The organism is Kaistella pullorum (assembly GCF_014837035.1).
Taxonomy (GTDB): Bacteria; Bacteroidota; Bacteroidia; order Flavobacteriales; family Weeksellaceae; genus Kaistella; species Kaistella rhinocerotis.
Genome location: NZ_JACSPS010000002.1, coordinates 794,313 through 811,821, shown reverse-complemented (window position 1 = coordinate 811,821; position 17,509 = coordinate 794,313). Strand labels below are relative to the sequence as shown.

The window sequence follows — 17,509 nt, the reverse complement described above, 5'->3', positions numbered from 1 at the left end:
ATTTACGCCTTTTCAGTAACCAAATATTCCGGATCTTCCAGGATATTCACTTCGATAATTGCGGAAGCATTCTGTAAAAGCGTGCGGCAGTCTTTACTTAAATGTTTCAAGCGAACCGTTTTACCCAGTTTTGAATAGCGCGCTGTCAACGCGTTTAAAGCATCAATCGCTGACATGTCAACCACGCGGCTTTCCGCGAAATCGATGATAATTTCCGGAGGATCATTCGCTACGTCAAACTTTTCAGCGAAACCCGTTACAGAGCCGAAAAATAATGGTCCATAGATTTCATAATGCTTTACACCGTTTTCATCAACATGCTTTCTCGCACGGATTCTTTTGGCATTGTCCCACGCGAAAACCAGAGCAGAAATAATCACGCCGATTAAAACCGCCAGTGCTAAATTGTGAAGGAACACCGTAATTAACGTCACCACAATCATCACGAAAATATCGGATTTTGGCATCCGTTTGAAAATCTTTAAGCTGGCCCATTCGAAAGTCCCGATCGCGACCATGATCATCACGCCTGTTAACGCCGCCATTGGCAGTTTCCCGATCACCGGAGCGCCTATTAAAATGATCAGTAAAATGGTTAAAGCCGCTACAATTCCCGATAATCTTGCGCGTGAACCAGCCGAAAGATTTACCAAAGTCTGCGCAATCATTGGGCAGCCGCCCATGCCGTAGAAAAATCCGTTCAGGATATTGGCGCCACCTTGCGCAACACATTCGCGGTTGCTGTTGCCTTTGGTTCCGGTGATTTCATCCACCAAATTCAGCGTTAAAAGTCCCTCGGTTAAACCTACCGCCGCCATAATTGCCGCATACGGAAAAATGACCTGCAGTGTTTCGAAGTTAAATGGAATATTAGGGATGTGGAATGGTGGCAAACTTCCGCTTACCGACGCAATGTCTGCCACACGTTTCGTATCGATGTTGAAAACCATTACCAACGCGAATACGACCATGATCGCAACAAGTGACGCCGGAACTTTTTTTGAGAATTTCGGCCACATCACTACGATTGCTATAGTCAGTGTTACAAGTCCGGCCATGATCAGAAACGGAGTTCCCGTAAGCCATTCCGTCTGTCCGTTGGTTGAGATTTTAAACTGCTCGAACTGCGACATAAAGATGACGATCGCCAGACCGTTTACAAAACCGAACATGACGGGTTGCGGAACCAATCTCACAAATTTCCCGAGTTTAAATACGCCCACCAGAATTTGAATAACGCCCGCGAGTGCAATCGCGCCGAAAACATATTCCAGTCCGTGAGATTTCATCAGTGCGATAAGAACAATCACCGTCGCGCCAGCTCCACCGGAAATCAGTCCCGGTCTTCCGCCAAAAATGGCGGTGACCAGACCCATGATGAAAGCACCGTAAAGTCCGACCAATGGAGGGAAACCGGCGAGTATCGCAAACGACAGTGATTCCGGAATCATGGTCATCGCCACGGTAAGTCCGGCTAGGATTTCGGTGCGGTAGTTTACTTTCTGAGAGAAATCGAATAGGTTGAGTGCTGCTTTCATACGGTTTTGTTGCCGCAAAAGTAAGCGTTTAGAAGAAAAAAGCCATAAGTGGTGAAGGGTTTAAGTTGCGGAGAAATTTGCATTTTCATCCATAATCTTCTGCCGGAATCTGGCAGGACTTTCGCCCGTCGTTTTCCTGAAGTATTTTCCAAAATGTGACTTATCCGAAAAACCAAGTTCGTAAGCGATTTCAGTTACGGAAAGCGGCGTGTTGAGCAGAAGCCGCTCCGCCTCTAGCACCACGCGTTCACGGATGAACTGTTCAGCCGACATATCAGCCTTGTCTTTTACGATCGAGTTGAGGTAATTGGGCGTAATGTTCAGTTTTGCAGCGTAATCTGAGGTCCGTTTCAACTCCTTGAAGTGGATGTTCACCAGACTTTTAAAATCTTCGATATAACTCAGCGTGCGGCTGGCCCTAAACCCTGTAAAACCTCCACCACCCGTGCAACGGATGTACTTGAGCATGGCCGTTTTAAGCAATAAACAAATAATTTCCCGGCTCAGCACATCATCTTTCTGGAATTCGGTTTCAATGTCTTTTACGGTGTGAATAAAGGCGGCGAAATCGGGTTTAGAAAATTCGGCCAGCGAAGGTAAGTCGGAAAATGCGGTGTCAGTCTTGATTTTGCGGTTACCCGTATAAATTCGGTTGTAAAAAGAGCGCGTAAACAGAATAATTCGTGCAGAAAAGCTACCACCTTCAGTGAATTGGAAAATTTGGTTATAATTAATGAAAACAACGCGATTGGCCGCCAGTTCGTAAGACGTGTGATCAACTACTATTTCACACTTTCCTTTGTCGCAAATCAACAGTGTGTAAAATCTGCTTCGGTATGGCACACCTGCTTTAAATGCCTCTTCGGCAGCGGTCATTTTAGCCACGGCAAAATCGTCATCCAGGGATTTTAAGCCTTTCAGTTTTCGGATCGTGACAGATTCTACGGGTTGGTTTCCTAACATTAAAATACTACATTTTTCAAGCTGAAACGGTTTTCAGCTCACTTGAGAAGTAAAGTTAATGTTTTCAGTTTGAATTTTCGGCCAGGCTTATCGCGGCACCCGATAGGACGTTTACCACTTTCTTGTCGACATAATCTGAATTCATCGCGCGCAAAACGGCCATATAATTCATGCTGAATTCTACATTATCACCGGTTTTTAGTCCGCGCTCATTTTCACCTAAATCCAAGATAAGCATATCGGAACTCGCGCCGATAATCTTAATGTCAGCGAGCATGGGCGTGATGTTTTTGGCGTCGATATCCAGCAGTCCGACGTCTACGATGGCACGAACGGATGTCTGGTCATATTCAGACTGATCGAAAGCCGGTGTGTCCCCCGTGAGGTTTGTTCCGGCCGTGCCAGAAGGTACACGAGGCTTTTCCGATAGTTCGATCACTTCTGCATTTAAGGTGAAAACTTCGCGATACATACCGTGGATATAGCCGTCAGCAAATACATCTGTGCCGAAAAACAGCGTTTCTCCCACACGGAAATGATTGATTCCTTCCGGCACTTCATTTCGGTAAATCAAAGGAACGGTAACGGATGATCCGCCTGAGATATACGGAATTTTCACACCGAATTTCTTTTCAAGAAGCGTTTTATACTGTGCCAGCGTTTTTAGTTTTTTCTCATCCGGTAAGATTCCGTTAAGACAACAAAGGTTTGTCCCGAGACCGACAACCTCCATATTAGGCAGTTGCAAAACAGCCCCGTAGAATTCCATTAACTCAGCAAGCAAAATGCCTTCGCGCAGCTCGCCCATTTCCGCCATCAAAACGACGCGGTGTACTTTATTTTGCTGCACAGCTTCTGCTGAAAGTGCTTTGAGTGTTTCGAGTTCGGTATTGAAACTTACATCGGCAAATTCCACGATACTTTTTGCCAGTCGCCTTGCGGGCGGTTTGATGTAAATGGTAGTGGTTTCTGGCGATAACTTTTTGATCGTTTTTAAATTGCTCAAACGGGAATCACAAATTTCCTTGTCTGAAATATTCAGCAAAACATCGAGGAATTTCTCATTCCCACACAGGAGTTTTGCCACGATTGCCCATTCGATGTTGTGTTGGCTGAAAAGGTCTTCGAGGAAAGTAAAATTGTGATATAGCTTCGAAGAATTTAGTGTAATATAAGACATGACTATTTTTTTAACCTCATTTCGAGGTATTTACTGGTGAAACCCAGCTTTGTATACAGGTCTTTGGCCGGATTATCTGGTTCACAGTGAAGTGCGATATCGCCTTCGCTTCGGTTGATAGCTTCCTGCATGAGTGCTTTTCCGATCCCAGTGCCTCTTTTATTTCGGTCTGTCGCGATATAAACGAGGATATTTTCGGGGATAAAACCTTCCATTCCCGTCTTGTTCACTACGACAGCGCCGGCTAATGCATTTTCGTGAGTAGCAGTAATGATCAAACCGCCCGGTTTTCCGTTTTTCCCCATCGCATAATGAAGTGATTTTTCAATATCGGCTTTGCTGTCGCCATACTGTTCAAGATGCAGGTGCAGGAAATCCTTCACTACTTCGAGCTGCGAATCTGCGGCGGTGTCTTTTTCGGTATAAATAGTAAATGTTGTCATAGCTGTTCAGCCCGGAATCGGCATGGTGAGATCGTAGCCTGAATAAGTGGCAGGCTCGATGGTCACGGTATTTTTAGGTTTGATGAAAAGCAGTGCGCTTTCAGTATTGTTAATGATTTTTTTAAAGAAATTCTCCGCAAAAAGCGACTTCCATTTCATTTCATCTTCATAATTCAGCATCACGATATCGCACGATTTTTCATTGGATAGTTTTGAGATCGTTTCCGCATTGTCGTCTGTGAGAACCAGTTCGGATTGAAAGCGTTGTTTGCGGTTGCGGAGCGATCTTTTTAGCAATAAAAATTCCCGTTTTAGTTTAGGAAAGTTGTTGCTGTTACCGATTCCCGAGAGATTGATGATGCCGTCATTACGGTTTGCGATGGCGATGGCCAACCTGAGTTTTGTACGCAGATGATTGAGCGTGCGGACCGGAAAAAGAATATGCCTAAATGAATTAGTCTTGAATTCTTCCGGCACCAGCATCACCGAACAGTTCAGGCTCGTCAGCATCGTATAAGAATAGGAGCCGAGTAACGCCTGTTTGAGTTTCTGATGGCCGGATGTTCCGATAACAGCGAGATCAATGTGGTGACTCACCACAATATCATTGGGCGTATCTGTTACCAAGCCTGTTTGTACGATGGTTTCAATCTTCAGATTAGGATGTCGCTCGCTGAGCAGATCACGAAGACCCTCGAGCCTCCGTATCGCAGCATCAATGTCCTTACTGATGCTTTCTCCACCAATGATCTGGCGGCCCGCACGGTCGGTTATAAAATAAGGATTCACCACGTGAACCAGGAAAATCTTCGCACGGTGCCGTAGTGCCATCTGCACGGCGGTCTTTACCGCGTTTTCACATTTTGGTGAAAAATCGATCGGTACAGCGATTTTCTTTATTGGTGATGCAGAAGTAGTAATTGATTCCATGGCTGCAAAATTAGGGTTTACAGCGCCTAAACCGTGTTAGTAATAAATGCAATCGTGGTATGAATTACTTATTTTATTGAGTGGAAACCGGATATAAGTGTTTTTAAAGTGTAAGACGGACTTTGATTAATTTAGACTTTTAAAAATCGGGTGATTAAGAAATGACAAAAAAAACACGGCTGTTAAACCGTGTTTCTGTTTTAATCCTGGTGACCGTACATCTTATTGTAAAGCTTGATATACCGTTCCTTCAGTGCCTTCCGCTTCAGTTTGAGTGTGGGTGTAAGAATACCTTGCTCAATTGTCCACGCTTCAGGCGTAAGCTCGAATTTTTTGATCTGTTCCCAATTTCCAAGCTTGGTGTTTAGGTAATCAATCTCTTTACCAATACGTTCTTTCAGCTCGGTACTGTTGGCCATCTCAGCAGTTGTGTTACCTATATTCAAACCTTTTCTTTCAGCCCAGTGACCTGCAAAATTGAAATCTGGCTGCACGAGCGCACACGCCATCTTCTCACCGTCGCCCACCACCATGATCTGTTCGATGAATTTAGACGCTTTTGCCTGGTTTTCAATAACCTGTGGCGCGATATATTTTCCGCCGGATGTCTTGAACATCTCTTTTTTACGGTCGGTAATGTGCAGATAACCTTCATCATCGATGTGCCCGATATCGCCGGTCTTGAAGAATCCGTCTTCGGTGAATGCCTCTTTGGTCTGTTCTTCGTTTTTAAAATAGCCTTTGAAAACTGAAGGACCTTTTACCGTGATTTCGCCGTCTTCCTGAATCTTTACCTCGAGGTTTTCAAGTACATGTCCCACAGTTCCGACTTTTATTTTACCGAAACTGTTAACCGAGATAACCGGAGATGTTTCCGTAAGTCCGTAACCTTCCAAAATTGGGATTCCCGCATTCTGGAACATCTTGTTGAGTCTTGGTTGAAGAGCCGCAGAACCGGAAACCAGCGTGATAATGTTGCCGCCAAGACCTTCACGCCATTTTTTAAAGACAAGTTTGTCGGCGATGATTTCTTTCAGACCAGAAGGCTTACCAATGTTCTGTTTCGCTTTGTTGACACCCAATGCCCAAAGGAATATTTTAGATTTTAATCCGCCCGCGCTGGTACCTTTATCGTAGATTTTATCGTAAACTTTTTCCACCAATCTTGGTACAACAGACATGATGTGCGGCTGCACTTCCCTGATGTTTTCGCCCATTTTGTCAATGCTTTCGGCAAAAGAAACCGAGTAACCATTATACTGATAAAGGTAAAACAACATGCGTTCGAAAATATGGCAGATCGGCAAGAAGCTCAGGATTTTGATGTCCGAATATTCCAGTCCTTTGATTCGCGGGATTCTGGGGTTTGAAGCAAGTACGTTGGATACAATATTGTGATGAGTCAACATTACGCCCTTTGGCTTGCCGGTTGTTCCCGACGTGTAAATGATGGTGGCCAAATCCTCAGAATTGATGCTGTTCGCCAAATCTTCCACTTCGCCCTGTGTACTGTCATCGTTCCCAAGGTCAAGCACTTCATGCCAGTTTGCGCTGCCTTCTATCTGATCAAAGGTGAAAATTCCTTTCAGTGAAGGCACATTTCCTTTAATTTTCAATACCTTATCAAGCAGGTCACGGTCTGAAACAAAACAGTATTGGATTTCAGCATTATTAAAGATGTAATCGTAATCTTCAGATGAAATCGTAGGGTAAACCGGTACAGATACCGCACCGATCTGCGAAATTCCCATATCCATCACTGCCCACTCAGTGCGCGTTGCGGTGGTGATCAGTGAGATTTTGTCACCCGGCTTAATTCCTAGTTTCAAAAGTCCGCGCGAAATTCTGTTCGCCATGTGATGGAATTCCTGCGTGGAGGTCTTTTCCCACTTGCCGTTGTATTTCGTCACAAACATATCCTCACGCGGATAGTTTTCAAGGGCATGTTTTGGAAAATCGAAAATTCGTTTTATTGTCATCTTATATTTTTTAATGTCGAGCTTATTCCCTGTAGAAAACTATTGGGATAGTGGTAAAAATATCAATTTTATTTTAAACAGCAAAAAAGATTTGTTCAGCTTTATTCTTTATAGAAACGGGCTAAATTTTACTTTGTTTCTGGATATTTATACATTTTCTCGAGAATCTTCTAAACCTATTCTGTTTATTTTATACTTTTTAGAAAAATTGTAGCTTTACGGGCAAACAATTTTAAGATTTATGGACTTTAATTTATCCGAAGAACAGCTGATGATTCAGCAGGCTGCAAGGGATTTTGCGCAAACGGAACTTTTACCGGGCGTGATAGAAAGAGACAATGAGCAGAAATTTCCACATGAGCAGGTGAAAAAAATGGGGGAAATGGGTTTCCTCGGAATGATGGTGGATCCCAAGTATGGAGGTGCTGGTATGGACAGTGTTTCCTACGTTCTTGCAATCGAAGAAATCGCTAAGATAGATGCTTCGGCAGCCGTGGTGATGTCAGTAAACAATTCACTGGTATGCGCAGGCCTTGAAAAATATGCCAGCGAGGAGCAGAAGATGAAATACTTGAAACCGCTCGCGAGTGGGGAGGTAATCGGAGCTTTTGCGCTTTCTGAGCCGGAAGCAGGATCTGATGCAACTTCGCAAAAAACAACAGCGGTAGATATGGGCGACCATTATGTGCTGAACGGTACCAAAAACTGGATCACAAACGGTGGAAATGCAACGTACTACATCGTGATCGCGCAGACCGATCCTGAGAAAAAACACAAAGGAATCAATGCTTTCATCGTAGAACGCGGCTGGGCAGGTTTCGATGTCGGACCTAAAGAAGACAAGCTGGGTATTCGCGGCAGTGACACGCATTCTTTGCTGTTCACGGACGTGAAAGTTCCAAAAGAAAACCGAATCGGTGAGGACGGATTTGGGTTTAATTTTGCAATGGCGGTTTTAAACGGCGGCCGTATCGGTATCGCTTCACAGGCGCTCGGCATCGCTGCGGGAGCTTACGAACTTGCCTTAAAATATGCCAAAACCCGTAAAGCATTTAAAACCGAAATCATCAATCACCAGGCGATTGCATTTAAACTTGCCGATATGGCGACCAGCATTATGGCGGCCCGGATGCTTTGTTACAAGGCAGCGACTGAAAAAGACGAAGGCAAAGACATTTCCGAAATCGGGGCGATGGCTAAGCTTTATGCTTCACAGGTTGCGATGGACGTTTCAGTGGAAGCTGTTCAGATTCATGGTGGGTACGGTTACGTGAAAGAATATCATGTAGAAAGAATGATGCGCGATGCCAAAATCACGCAGATATACGAGGGTACATCTGAAATTCAGAAAATCGTGATCTCGCGCAGCATTGCGAAATAAAAGCTAAATTTTTAAACCCAAATTGTGATGAAATACTTCTGGATCATTCTCGTTGCCGTAGTTTTACTGCTTTCCGGCGTGCTTTATTACCGCTATTACTTTGTCTTTGGCGAAGGCGTGAAATCGGGCGTGCTCAATTATGCCGTGAAAAAAGGCAATGTCTTCAAAACTTACGAAGGCAAACTGATCCAGCAGGGTTTTGGCGCAAATCCGCGCACGGGAAGTCTCACCAGTTACGAATTTGAGTTCTCCATCGTGGACGAAGAAATTTTCAAGACGCTGGAGGTGAACAACGGCAAGACTTTCGATCTTCATTACAAAGAATACCATGGCGTGCTGCCGTGGCGTGGAAATACGGTTTACGTCGTAGACCGTATTGTCCATATGAAATAAGCAAAGCCTTCCATTTTTTTGGAAGGCTTTATTTTTATTTGGGCATGTATTTAGAATAATCTGTATCATCATCCGGTGTCGCATCTGGTTTAGGGTTTTCTGCGCTCGAAGTTCGGTTTTCAGTCGGATACATTGTAGTGTCAGTGATTATTTCCGCTTTCGCAATGGTCTGTTCCCTGCGTTTTCTCTGATTTTTCCGATGGATGAAATACCAAATCAATCCACCAATCACAAATACAGGCCAGAAGGGCAGCAGGAAGAGCAGTGCAGCGCCCAGCATATTGAAACCTTTCATGAACGCGGCGCTGAACCCTTCATCTTTTGGTTGTTCGTCGGTCTGCTGTGCGTCTACAGCCGCGATATTTTGGTTTTGCGCAAGTACAATTTCCACGTCGCAATACTGAGAAGCTACATAGTCAGAACCTTCTGTTTCTGTGTTTTTAGATTTAATGTCACCCAGATCTGACGAGATATCGCTGACGAATCGGTCGAAATACTGCAAAGGAACTTTGGCTGTCACACGCTGACGCTGAATGCCTTCGTTCTGACTGAAATTATCGCTCACCAGATCAGCATTATTTTCGCGGATTTTTTGTCTTAAAATTGCCTGAGCCGCAGCCAAATCTTCAACCTGTATTTCAAGTGTCGCAGTTTTTACCACCGGGTTGCGCTCGGGTAGTGGAGTAGGCGCAGGTGTGCTTGCTGTCGGGTAGTTTTCCGGGGCGGTCTCAGCTTTATTTTTCGCAGGTTCCGCTGCTTCCGATTGCTTTTTTGTCTGTTTTAAAAGTTTATCGGCAGTTCGCGTGAGCACTTTCAAAGCATTTTCCCCATTCTGTAAAGATGTGTTCGCGGAATCAAGCGTCTTCGCGACTTCAGTTCCCACTACCACATTTTTGGTGATCTTCTCGATCTGTTTGTTGATTGAGTCTATGCGCCAGCCGCCGCTTTTAATCGTGGAATCAATGGATTTTTTTTGTTTTTGAATTTCGGGAATGATCACTTTTTTTGCAATTCCGTTGGAATCGCTGATCGTCTTTGAAATCGAATCCAATGTTTTAATTCCCTGATTTGCTTTGGTAAAGAGGCTGTCGGCTCTTTTTATATTATCCGTGGTCTGCTGCAGCGTGTTTTTCTCACAGGAGACAAACAACACCGATGTAAGCAGGATTAAGAAGAAGTTTTTCATTTATTTATTTAAAAAAATTAAGAACGCGAAATATAATCAAATTGTATTCCTCAATAATTGCTTTAAAAGGTAATCCGTTGATTTAAAGTAGATTGTAAAATATTTTGCTACCAGCTTTACAAAAAAAATCTTCAGACTGGCTGAAGATTCTGTTTTTAAATGTTTTCGGTGCCGAAAATTTATGATGTATGCGTGCGGAATTCGCTAATGAAATGCAGTTTCACATTCGGGAATTTTTCCTGCGTCATATGGATCGTAAACGACGAATCTGCGAGAAAAACACGCTGGCCATATTTGTCACGCGCCATAAATCTTTGTTTAAGCCGCGCAAATTCCTTGAATTCTTCAGACTTTTCATCTGCTTCAATCCAACACGCTTTATGTATCGAAAGTGGCTCATAAGTGCATTTCGCGCCATATTCGTGTTCCAGACGGTACTGGATCACCTCGTACTGTAGTGCGCCTACGGTACCGATGATTTTTCGGTTGTTCATTTCGAGGGTGAAAAGCTGTGCTACACCTTCGTCCATGAGTTGGTCTATACCTTTCGCAAGTTGTTTTGCCTTTAATGGATCATCGTTGTTGATGTATCGGAAATGCTCCGGCGAGAAGCTCGGAATTCCTTTAAAACTGATTTTTTCACCTGCGGTAAGTGTATCACCAATCCGGAAGTTTCCGGTGTCGTGCAGCCCGACGATATCGCCCGGGAAGCTTTCGTCTACCACTTCTTTTTTATCTGCGAAAAATGCATTTGGTGAGGAAAACTTCATCTTTTTGTTTTCACGGACCAAAAGGTAATTCTCGTTTCGCTTGAACGTACCCGATACAATCTTTACAAACGCAAGCCTGTCGCGGTGTTTCGGGTCCATATTAGCATGAATTTTAAATACGAAACCGGTGAAGTTTTTTTCCTCAGGCTTCACGAGTCGCGTTTCAGATTCTTTAGGCTGTGGTTGCGGCGCAATGTCGATGAAAGCGTCAAGAAGTTCGCGCACACCGAAATTGTTTAAAGCCGAACCGAAAAATACCGGCTGCAGATTACCGTTCATGTAATCTTCGCGGTTGAATTCCGGATAGACAGATTCTACAAGTTCAAGCTCGTCACGCAGTGTGGCAGCAGCCTTTTCGCCAATTACTTCATCGATTTTCGAGTCATTGATGTCTTCAAACTTAATGGTTTCCCCAACTTTCTGCTTTTTTTCTTCAAGGAAAAGCTGGATGTTTTTCTCCCAGATATTATAGATTCCCTGAAAATCACTTCCCATACCGATGGGCAGAGAAAGCGGGCAGACCGTCAGGCCTAATTTCTGTTCAACTTCATCTAAGAGATCGAATGCGTCTTTACCTTCACGGTCAAGTTTATTGATGAACACCAGCATCGGGATGTTTCGCATGCGGCAAACCTGAACGAGTTTTTCGGTCTGTTCCTCCACACCTTTAGCCACATCGATTACCACGATTACGGAATCTACCGCCGTTAGAGTTCGGTAAGTATCTTCGGCGAAATCTTTGTGTCCGGGTGTATCGAGGATGTTGATTTTGTGATCCCTGTATTCAAATGCCAAAACCGAAGTAGCCACCGAAATTCCACGCTGGCGCTCGATCTCCATAAAATCGGAGGTTGCGCCTTTCTTGATTTTATTCGATTTTACTGCACCTGCTTCCTGAATCGCCCCACCGAAAAGCAGCAACTTTTCAGTAAGTGTTGTTTTCCCGGCATCGGGGTGGGAAATGATTCCGAAGGTTTTACGCCTTTCTATTTCTTTGGTGAAGTCTGCCATATACAAATTTGAGAATGCAAAAATCGTCTTTTTTTACCGAACATGAAAACTGCCTGAAAAGGCCACGCAAAACTTCGCTTTTGTCATATTTAAATTATATTTGTGCGCATTTACAGGTCTGTTGAAACCTGTATTTATTTATTTTATTATTTCAATTTCACCTACCCAACAGCTGATGACAGAACGAAAAAACCAGCCGGAGCACACATTCAACTGGAAAGGCGCACTTGCACTGATTGTCGGCATGATCGCGGGAACATCAGTTGTTTCTTCCATAAATGTGATTTCGATCTTTGTTTTCAATACCAACTTTCAGTACTCGAACTTTTACCTGATGGTAGTGAACGCCGCGGGTTTTTTAGGTGCGATCCTCACCTATGATTTAGCCATTGCACGTCCGCAAACCGGGCAGAAACTCGGTTTCAATCTTTCTGTAACTGATCTAAGTACGCATCTCATCATTTTTCCCTTCATGTTCGGTATGATGCTCATTGCGGAATTCATTACCTCGCAAATTCCCATCAGCGGACCGTTTTTCGGACCTTTTTATGAATTTTTTCAAAATCTGATGGCGAATATGACCGCAGACATGAAAACCCTGATTGTAATGGCGGTGGTGATGGCGCCACTCTTTGAAGAAATTATTTTCCGCGGAATCATTCAGAAAGGATTAATCAATAAGGGTATGAAGCCTGCAGCGGCAATTCTGATCGCGTCGGTCGTTTTCGGAATCGTACACGGAAATCCCTGGCAGTTTGTGGGCGCGGTATTGCTTGGCGTAGTGCTTGGTTTGGTTTATCACAGAACAAAGTCGCTGCTGCTGCCGATTTTGCTCCATGCGTTTAACAACCTTTGTTCCGCACTTCTTATTTTTTACGGTGATACCGAAAGTTTTGCCGAAGTGTTCAAAGTTTCAGAGTTTAAGGTTTTAGCTTTGGGAATCGTGCTTTTCAGTGTATTCTATTATCTTTTTAGCCGAAAGTTTTCTGTTAAACATTCCGAAAAATAAGTTTGTGCATTAAAAATAACTGTCAGTTTATGTCTAAAGAAATACTTATCGCCACGCATAACCAACACAAGAAAGAAGAAATCCAGCAGATTTTGGGTGAAGAGTTTAAAGTAACTTCACTTACAGATTATGACCTGCATGACGAAATCATCGAAGATGGTAATACTTTTCACGCAAACGCGCTGATCAAAGCAAAATATTGCTTCGAAAAAACCGGTAAAGCAAGTCTGGGTGACGATTCCGGACTGGTGATTGACGCGCTCGACGGCCGACCGGGTATTTATTCCGCACGGTACGCCGGTGATCACGATTTCGCAAAAAACATGGCAAAAGTACTCGCTGAGATCAAAGATATAGAGAACCGCGACGCCTATTTTGTGACCGTGATGTGTCTTGTTGACAACGGAGTTGAGGAATACTTTGAAGGCCGCGTCTATGGAAAGATCATCCATGAGATTCGTGGTGAAAAAGGTTTTGGCTACGACCCGATTTTTATTCCGAATGATTATGCGGTCACATTTGCAGAAATGCCCGCCGAAGAGAAAAACGCCATCAGTCACCGCAAAAAGGCATTATCCAAATTTTTGCAATACCTGCAATAAGAATTAAATAATTTGAGAAAACGCAGGGTCCGCGCAATTTTTACAAGGGCTCTTTCAGCATTAAATTGTATTTTTGCGCTTCGATATATTACGAAAAGATGTTACAGAGAATAGACGATTTATTGGCCGAGGTGCAGAACTTTCAGACTTCTGAAAAAGCGGAAATAGAACAGTTCCGCATTAAATTCAGCGGTAAGAAAGGGATTTTGAATGATATTTTTGCGCAGTTCAAAGATGTTCCGAACGAGCAGAAAAAAGAATTTGGCCAAAAGATCAATACTTTGAAACAGGCCGTGGAAACCAAACTCGAAAGCCTTAAGAACAGCGGTACACAAAATCTGATCCTCGAGAAGGAAGATCTTACGCGTCCTGGTTTCCCGTCCGAGCTCGGCACGCGGCATCCGATCAACATCGTGAAAAATAAGATCATTGATATTTTCAAATCTATTGGTTTTGCCGTAGCAGACGGCCCTGAAATAGAAGACGACTGGCACAATTTCACCGCGCTGAACCTTCCCGAATATCACCCGGCGCGCGATATGCAGGATACATTTTTCATTGAAACCAATCCGGATGTGCTGCTCAGAACGCACACGTCGTCTGTGCAGATCCGTTATATGGAAGAAAATCAGCCGCCGATGCGTATTCTTTCGCCCGGCCGCGTTTTCCGTAACGAAGCCATTTCGTCACGTTCGCACTGCATCTTCCACCAGATCGAAGGTCTGTATATCGATGAGAATGTGAGCTTTGCAGATTTAAAACAGACCATACAGTATTTCACCACCGAACTTTTCGGTAAATCAAAAATCCGTCTCAGACCGTCTTATTTCCCGTTCACAGAGCCAAGTGCTGAAGTAGATGTGTATTGGGGACTCAATTCTGAGACCGATTATCGCATCACCAAGGGAACCGGCTGGCTGGAGATCATGGGTTGTGGAATGGTGGACCCGGCTGTTTTGCAGAATGTAAATATCGATGCCGACAAATATTCCGGTTATGCTTTTGGGATGGGCATCGAGCGGATCGTGATGTTGCTTTATCAGATGAGCGACATCCGCATGTTCTTCGAAAACGACAAGCGAATGCTGGAGCAATTCAGATCTCTTTAAAAATGTAAAAGACCGTTTCAGATATTCTGAAGCGGCTTTTTTAATTCATTTAGTAATTATATTTATTAGATAGCCAAATTGAAAATACTTATTTACAGAATAAATTTTCTTTTAAAGCAGCTACTTAATAATTTTACTTTTTAAAGCAGTAAATTCTTCCTCCGAAATTAAACCTTGCTCCTTCATTTTACTGATTTTTTCTAAGTCATTTAATGTCGTTTCAGCAAGAACTTTTTTCTCAAACCTATCAGTTTGATTATCCTTAGAAATAAGAATGCATATGAAGCCAATAATAGGGCTGAATAGCAACGAAATTATAAACGGAATTACGGGGCCGATTCGTCTTTTATTTCCTAAGTATGCCATCAGACCGGCTGATAAAATCCATAAGACGAAAAACAAAAAATGTAAATTATCACTCATGATTTTGTTATTTGCTAGTAAAGTTACAAAATAGTTATAAGAAAATATTTGTCCAATTTTTTTTAATTATTCATTTATTTTGGACATAAATCCTGAAAAAATCAAAGTTTGAGAGATAATAAATATGTTTAAAAATATAATTTGTTAATTCTGCTGAAACCAATATTAAATCAGCTCTTCTTCATCCAGTTTCTGGCTTGGTTGTAATCGATATAGTAAGTGAGTTTAAGCGAAATACTGTTGATCATGGGCTCATCAAAAAGTTTCTCGAAGTTTTTGCTGAAACCGATGCGCGATTCTTCCAGATAATTTCCCACGGCATTTCGGTACAGTAAAGTGAGTTGGCTACCCGGTGCAAACCACCATGAATAGCGCAAATCTACATTCCAGGAGTTGAAAGTTCCATCCCGGTTTTCATTGAACAGATCAGTCTCTGTCACATCTCCGTCTACGTTTAAAGTTTCAAATTTTCGGTAGTGAACTTCAGAGAAATAATGGCGGAAAGAAAGATTCAGCGCCATTTTATTGTTGAATGTGTACTGCGATGATATGCCGTTTTCGGCAGTGAATCTGTTGCGGCTTCCCATGAAGATGTGCTGTGCATCTTTACCGGCGAAACCGCGGTCGTTTTGCTGATAATTAAAATTCGCATTATAGTAAAGACGAAGTTTGTCCGAGAACTTGTAGCTTGGATTTAGCTGGTAAATAAGTTGATATCGGCCCTTTTCATCAAATGCATAATAATCGATGTAGGTATTAATGCGGAATTTTCTGCGGTTGTCTGTATTGATGAAAATCCAGGGATTGATCATGGCCGGCACCAGCATAAAGCGGCCTGCGGTGCGCGGTTCGTAGATATCGTTTTCGCCGAAAGGCCAAATCATAAGTCCGCCGCCAAAATTGAAAAAGTTTTTGGTCTGCATGTCGATACTGTTGTGAATGACAAACTGCGTGAAAAGATCATCATCCAGACGGCGGTTGTGTGAGACGTTCAGGTTATAATTCAGCGAATTCAGGGTGCCGCGCGGCTGCAGATAACGGTAAGAGTAGTTCGTATTCAGGCTGTGAAAGTTGGTTCGGTCATAGTAACCAAGGTCACCGATGTCATAATCTTTCGTTCGTACGAAATAATTCGCGCCGAAACGGTGTATACCTGCCACTTTATTAAAACCCAAAGTACTTTCGTTCCCGAATTTGTTTTCACCGTTCATCACTAAACTTCCTTTGGTAGCACCAAAATAGCGGTATGTATTTTTGCGGTTCCTGATGTCGAAAAGCAGCGCCGTAGCGTTGGCGTCCCGAAAATCGCCGTCCCGGATCACATTGGTGTTCACAAGCGAAACGGATGAGTTGCCGCGGAACCTTTGGTCGAGAACGAATACGTTATAGTTTGCCCACGGTTCGGTGGTTTCATATCTTGTTTCACCGGTTGCTGTATTGTAGATTTTTGCTGATGTTTTTTCGGTAACCGCATTGAAAAACCCGATTCCCAGACCTTCGTTCGTACGTCCCGAAACTTTTATCGCGTTGAAAAGTTTTACTTTTTCCGGATTTTCGATGATTTCTTCGTCTTCATTCAGGGTCGGGCTTCCGCTCGGATATCCACCTATTCGCCTGGAGTAGAACAAATCACCTTTGCTGAAAAGCTCGGTCCCTTCTGTGAAGAATGAACGCTGTTCCTGAAACTGCACTTCGAACGGCGAAAGATTCAGCACCGAACGGTCAAATGACGTTTGCCCAAAATCCGGAATAAGCGTTAAATCGAGCGTGAAAGCATCGTTGATGCCGTATTTTAAGTCCATCCCGCCGTTCAGATTAGCCTTGGTTTTGTCGTCGTAATTGTTCACGTATGTTGAGAAATAGGGCAGGAATGAAAGTCTGGTCGGTGGATTGATGTTTTTTATGCCGCTGAGAACACCGTCGTACAGCATGTAGCTTCCTTTTTTGTTGTCCACGAAATTCCAGTCATAAACGGAGCTTGTACGGTTTACAAGCCTCAGGATGTTGATGCCCCATTGCTGAACTTCGCTTTTCGGAAAACGCAATTCTGAGTAAGGAATCTTCATCTCGACCGTCCAGCCGGTGTCGGTGAACTTTACTGCTGAAAACCAAACGGCATTCCAGCTGAAATCTTCGCCAAAATCGGTTGTCAGCTTCGCGTCAGCCTGCACCCCTGCGGCGGTTACCAGAAATTCAAGGCTTTGCTGATGATCATTATAACCGTTCAGCGTAACACCAAAAATATCATCGTTTTCCAAATTGTCGCGTTCGGTGAGTTCACGTGCAATTTTATCGGGTTGATTATCGTATAGCGTAGCGCCAATGTAGATTCCGCTATCGTCGTAAAGGATTTTGACCACACTTTTAGTTGTCGCCGGTTCCGGCTGGCCATTATTTGGACGTCTTTCTACGAAATTGCTGGCTTCCGACGCTGTTTGCCAGCTCTCTTCATCCAAAATTCCGTCAATTTTTATTGAGGTACTTATTGGGGAAGCTTGAATTCTCTTACGCTGTATGCTGTCGCTGCCGTTCTGTGCCGCGTACATGGCCGAAACCAATGTGAACGCGAAACATTTAATTATAGTTTTCATG

General features: G+C 43.4%; 15 protein-coding genes. 5 read left to right on the top strand and 10 right to left on the bottom strand.

Annotation, left to right across the window (positions count from 1 at the left end; translation table 11 throughout):
- Positions 1-2 precede the first annotated feature (2 nt).
- From H9628_RS08130 to H9628_RS08105, 6 genes are all read right to left on the bottom strand, one after another.
- Positions 3-1,538, bottom strand: a complete 1,536-nt coding sequence (locus H9628_RS08130) for a SulP family inorganic anion transporter (RefSeq protein ID WP_251833625.1) — start codon at positions 1,536-1,538, stop codon at positions 3-5.
- A gap of 60 nt (positions 1,539-1,598) precedes the next feature.
- The gene (locus H9628_RS08125) at positions 1,599-2,501 is read right to left on the bottom strand and encodes a helix-turn-helix domain-containing protein (protein ID WP_251833624.1); all 903 of its coding nucleotides are present in this window, start codon (positions 2,499-2,501) and stop codon (positions 1,599-1,601) included.
- A 64-nt stretch (positions 2,502-2,565) separates the two neighbouring features.
- Positions 2,566-3,681: an alanine racemase gene (locus H9628_RS08120; RefSeq protein WP_251833623.1), complete on the bottom strand. Its 1,116-nt coding sequence runs from the start codon at positions 3,679-3,681 to the stop codon at positions 2,566-2,568.
- 2 nt (positions 3,682-3,683) lie between these two features.
- Positions 3,684-4,124: a GNAT family N-acetyltransferase gene (locus H9628_RS08115; RefSeq protein WP_251833622.1), complete on the bottom strand. Its 441-nt coding sequence runs from the start codon at positions 4,122-4,124 to the stop codon at positions 3,684-3,686.
- A 6-nt stretch (positions 4,125-4,130) separates the two neighbouring features.
- Positions 4,131-5,054: a universal stress protein gene (locus H9628_RS08110; protein WP_251833621.1), complete on the bottom strand. Its 924-nt coding sequence runs from the start codon at positions 5,052-5,054 to the stop codon at positions 4,131-4,133.
- Between the two features lie 200 nt (positions 5,055-5,254).
- The gene (locus H9628_RS08105; RefSeq protein ID WP_251833620.1) at positions 5,255-7,033 is read right to left on the bottom strand and encodes an AMP-dependent synthetase/ligase; all 1,779 of its coding nucleotides are present in this window, start codon (positions 7,031-7,033) and stop codon (positions 5,255-5,257) included.
- Between the two features lie 241 nt (positions 7,034-7,274).
- On the opposite strand from H9628_RS08105, the gene H9628_RS08100 reads away from it, so the two are divergent.
- Both H9628_RS08100 and H9628_RS08095 read left to right on the top strand, forming a co-directional pair.
- Complete coding sequence (locus H9628_RS08100) at positions 7,275-8,414, top strand: acyl-CoA dehydrogenase (RefSeq protein ID WP_251833619.1); 1,140 nt, start codon at positions 7,275-7,277, stop codon at positions 8,412-8,414.
- Positions 8,415-8,441: 27 nt separating this feature from the next.
- Positions 8,442-8,807: a hypothetical protein gene (locus H9628_RS08095; RefSeq protein WP_251833618.1), complete on the top strand. Its 366-nt coding sequence runs from the start codon at positions 8,442-8,444 to the stop codon at positions 8,805-8,807.
- Between the two features lie 34 nt (positions 8,808-8,841).
- Here H9628_RS08095 and H9628_RS08090 read toward each other — a convergent pair whose 3' ends face one another.
- Both H9628_RS08090 and H9628_RS08085 read right to left on the bottom strand, forming a co-directional pair.
- Positions 8,842-9,993: a DUF4349 domain-containing protein gene (locus tag H9628_RS08090; RefSeq protein WP_251833617.1), complete on the bottom strand. Its 1,152-nt coding sequence runs from the start codon at positions 9,991-9,993 to the stop codon at positions 8,842-8,844.
- A 179-nt stretch (positions 9,994-10,172) separates the two neighbouring features.
- Positions 10,173-11,774: a peptide chain release factor 3 gene (locus H9628_RS08085; RefSeq protein ID WP_251833616.1), complete on the bottom strand. Its 1,602-nt coding sequence runs from the start codon at positions 11,772-11,774 to the stop codon at positions 10,173-10,175.
- 175 nt (positions 11,775-11,949) lie between these two features.
- Between H9628_RS08085 and H9628_RS08080 the strand changes: the two genes are divergently transcribed.
- The 3 genes from H9628_RS08080 to pheS all read left to right on the top strand — a co-directional run bounded on the left by H9628_RS08080 (position 11,950) and on the right by pheS (position 14,494).
- The gene (locus H9628_RS08080; protein ID WP_251833615.1) at positions 11,950-12,783 is read left to right on the top strand and encodes a CPBP family intramembrane glutamic endopeptidase; all 834 of its coding nucleotides are present in this window, start codon (positions 11,950-11,952) and stop codon (positions 12,781-12,783) included.
- 29 nt (positions 12,784-12,812) lie between these two features.
- Positions 12,813-13,385, top strand: coding sequence for an RdgB/HAM1 family non-canonical purine NTP pyrophosphatase (gene rdgB, locus H9628_RS08075; protein ID WP_251833614.1), 573 nt, complete (start codon positions 12,813-12,815; stop codon positions 13,383-13,385).
- A gap of 98 nt (positions 13,386-13,483) precedes the next feature.
- A complete protein-coding gene (pheS, locus tag H9628_RS08070) occupies positions 13,484-14,494 on the top strand; it encodes a phenylalanine--tRNA ligase subunit alpha (protein WP_251833613.1) in 1,011 nt (336 codons plus the stop codon).
- A 120-nt stretch (positions 14,495-14,614) separates the two neighbouring features.
- Here the strand turns inward: pheS and H9628_RS08065 are convergent, their stop codons facing one another.
- Together H9628_RS08065 and H9628_RS08060 are read right to left on the bottom strand one after the other, a co-directional pair.
- Positions 14,615-14,917: an SHOCT domain-containing protein gene (locus tag H9628_RS08065; RefSeq protein ID WP_251833612.1), complete on the bottom strand. Its 303-nt coding sequence runs from the start codon at positions 14,915-14,917 to the stop codon at positions 14,615-14,617.
- 170 nt (positions 14,918-15,087) lie between these two features.
- Positions 15,088-17,508, bottom strand: a complete 2,421-nt coding sequence (locus H9628_RS08060) for a DUF5916 domain-containing protein (RefSeq protein WP_251833611.1) — start codon at positions 17,506-17,508, stop codon at positions 15,088-15,090.
- Position 17,509: the final 1 nt, after the last annotated feature.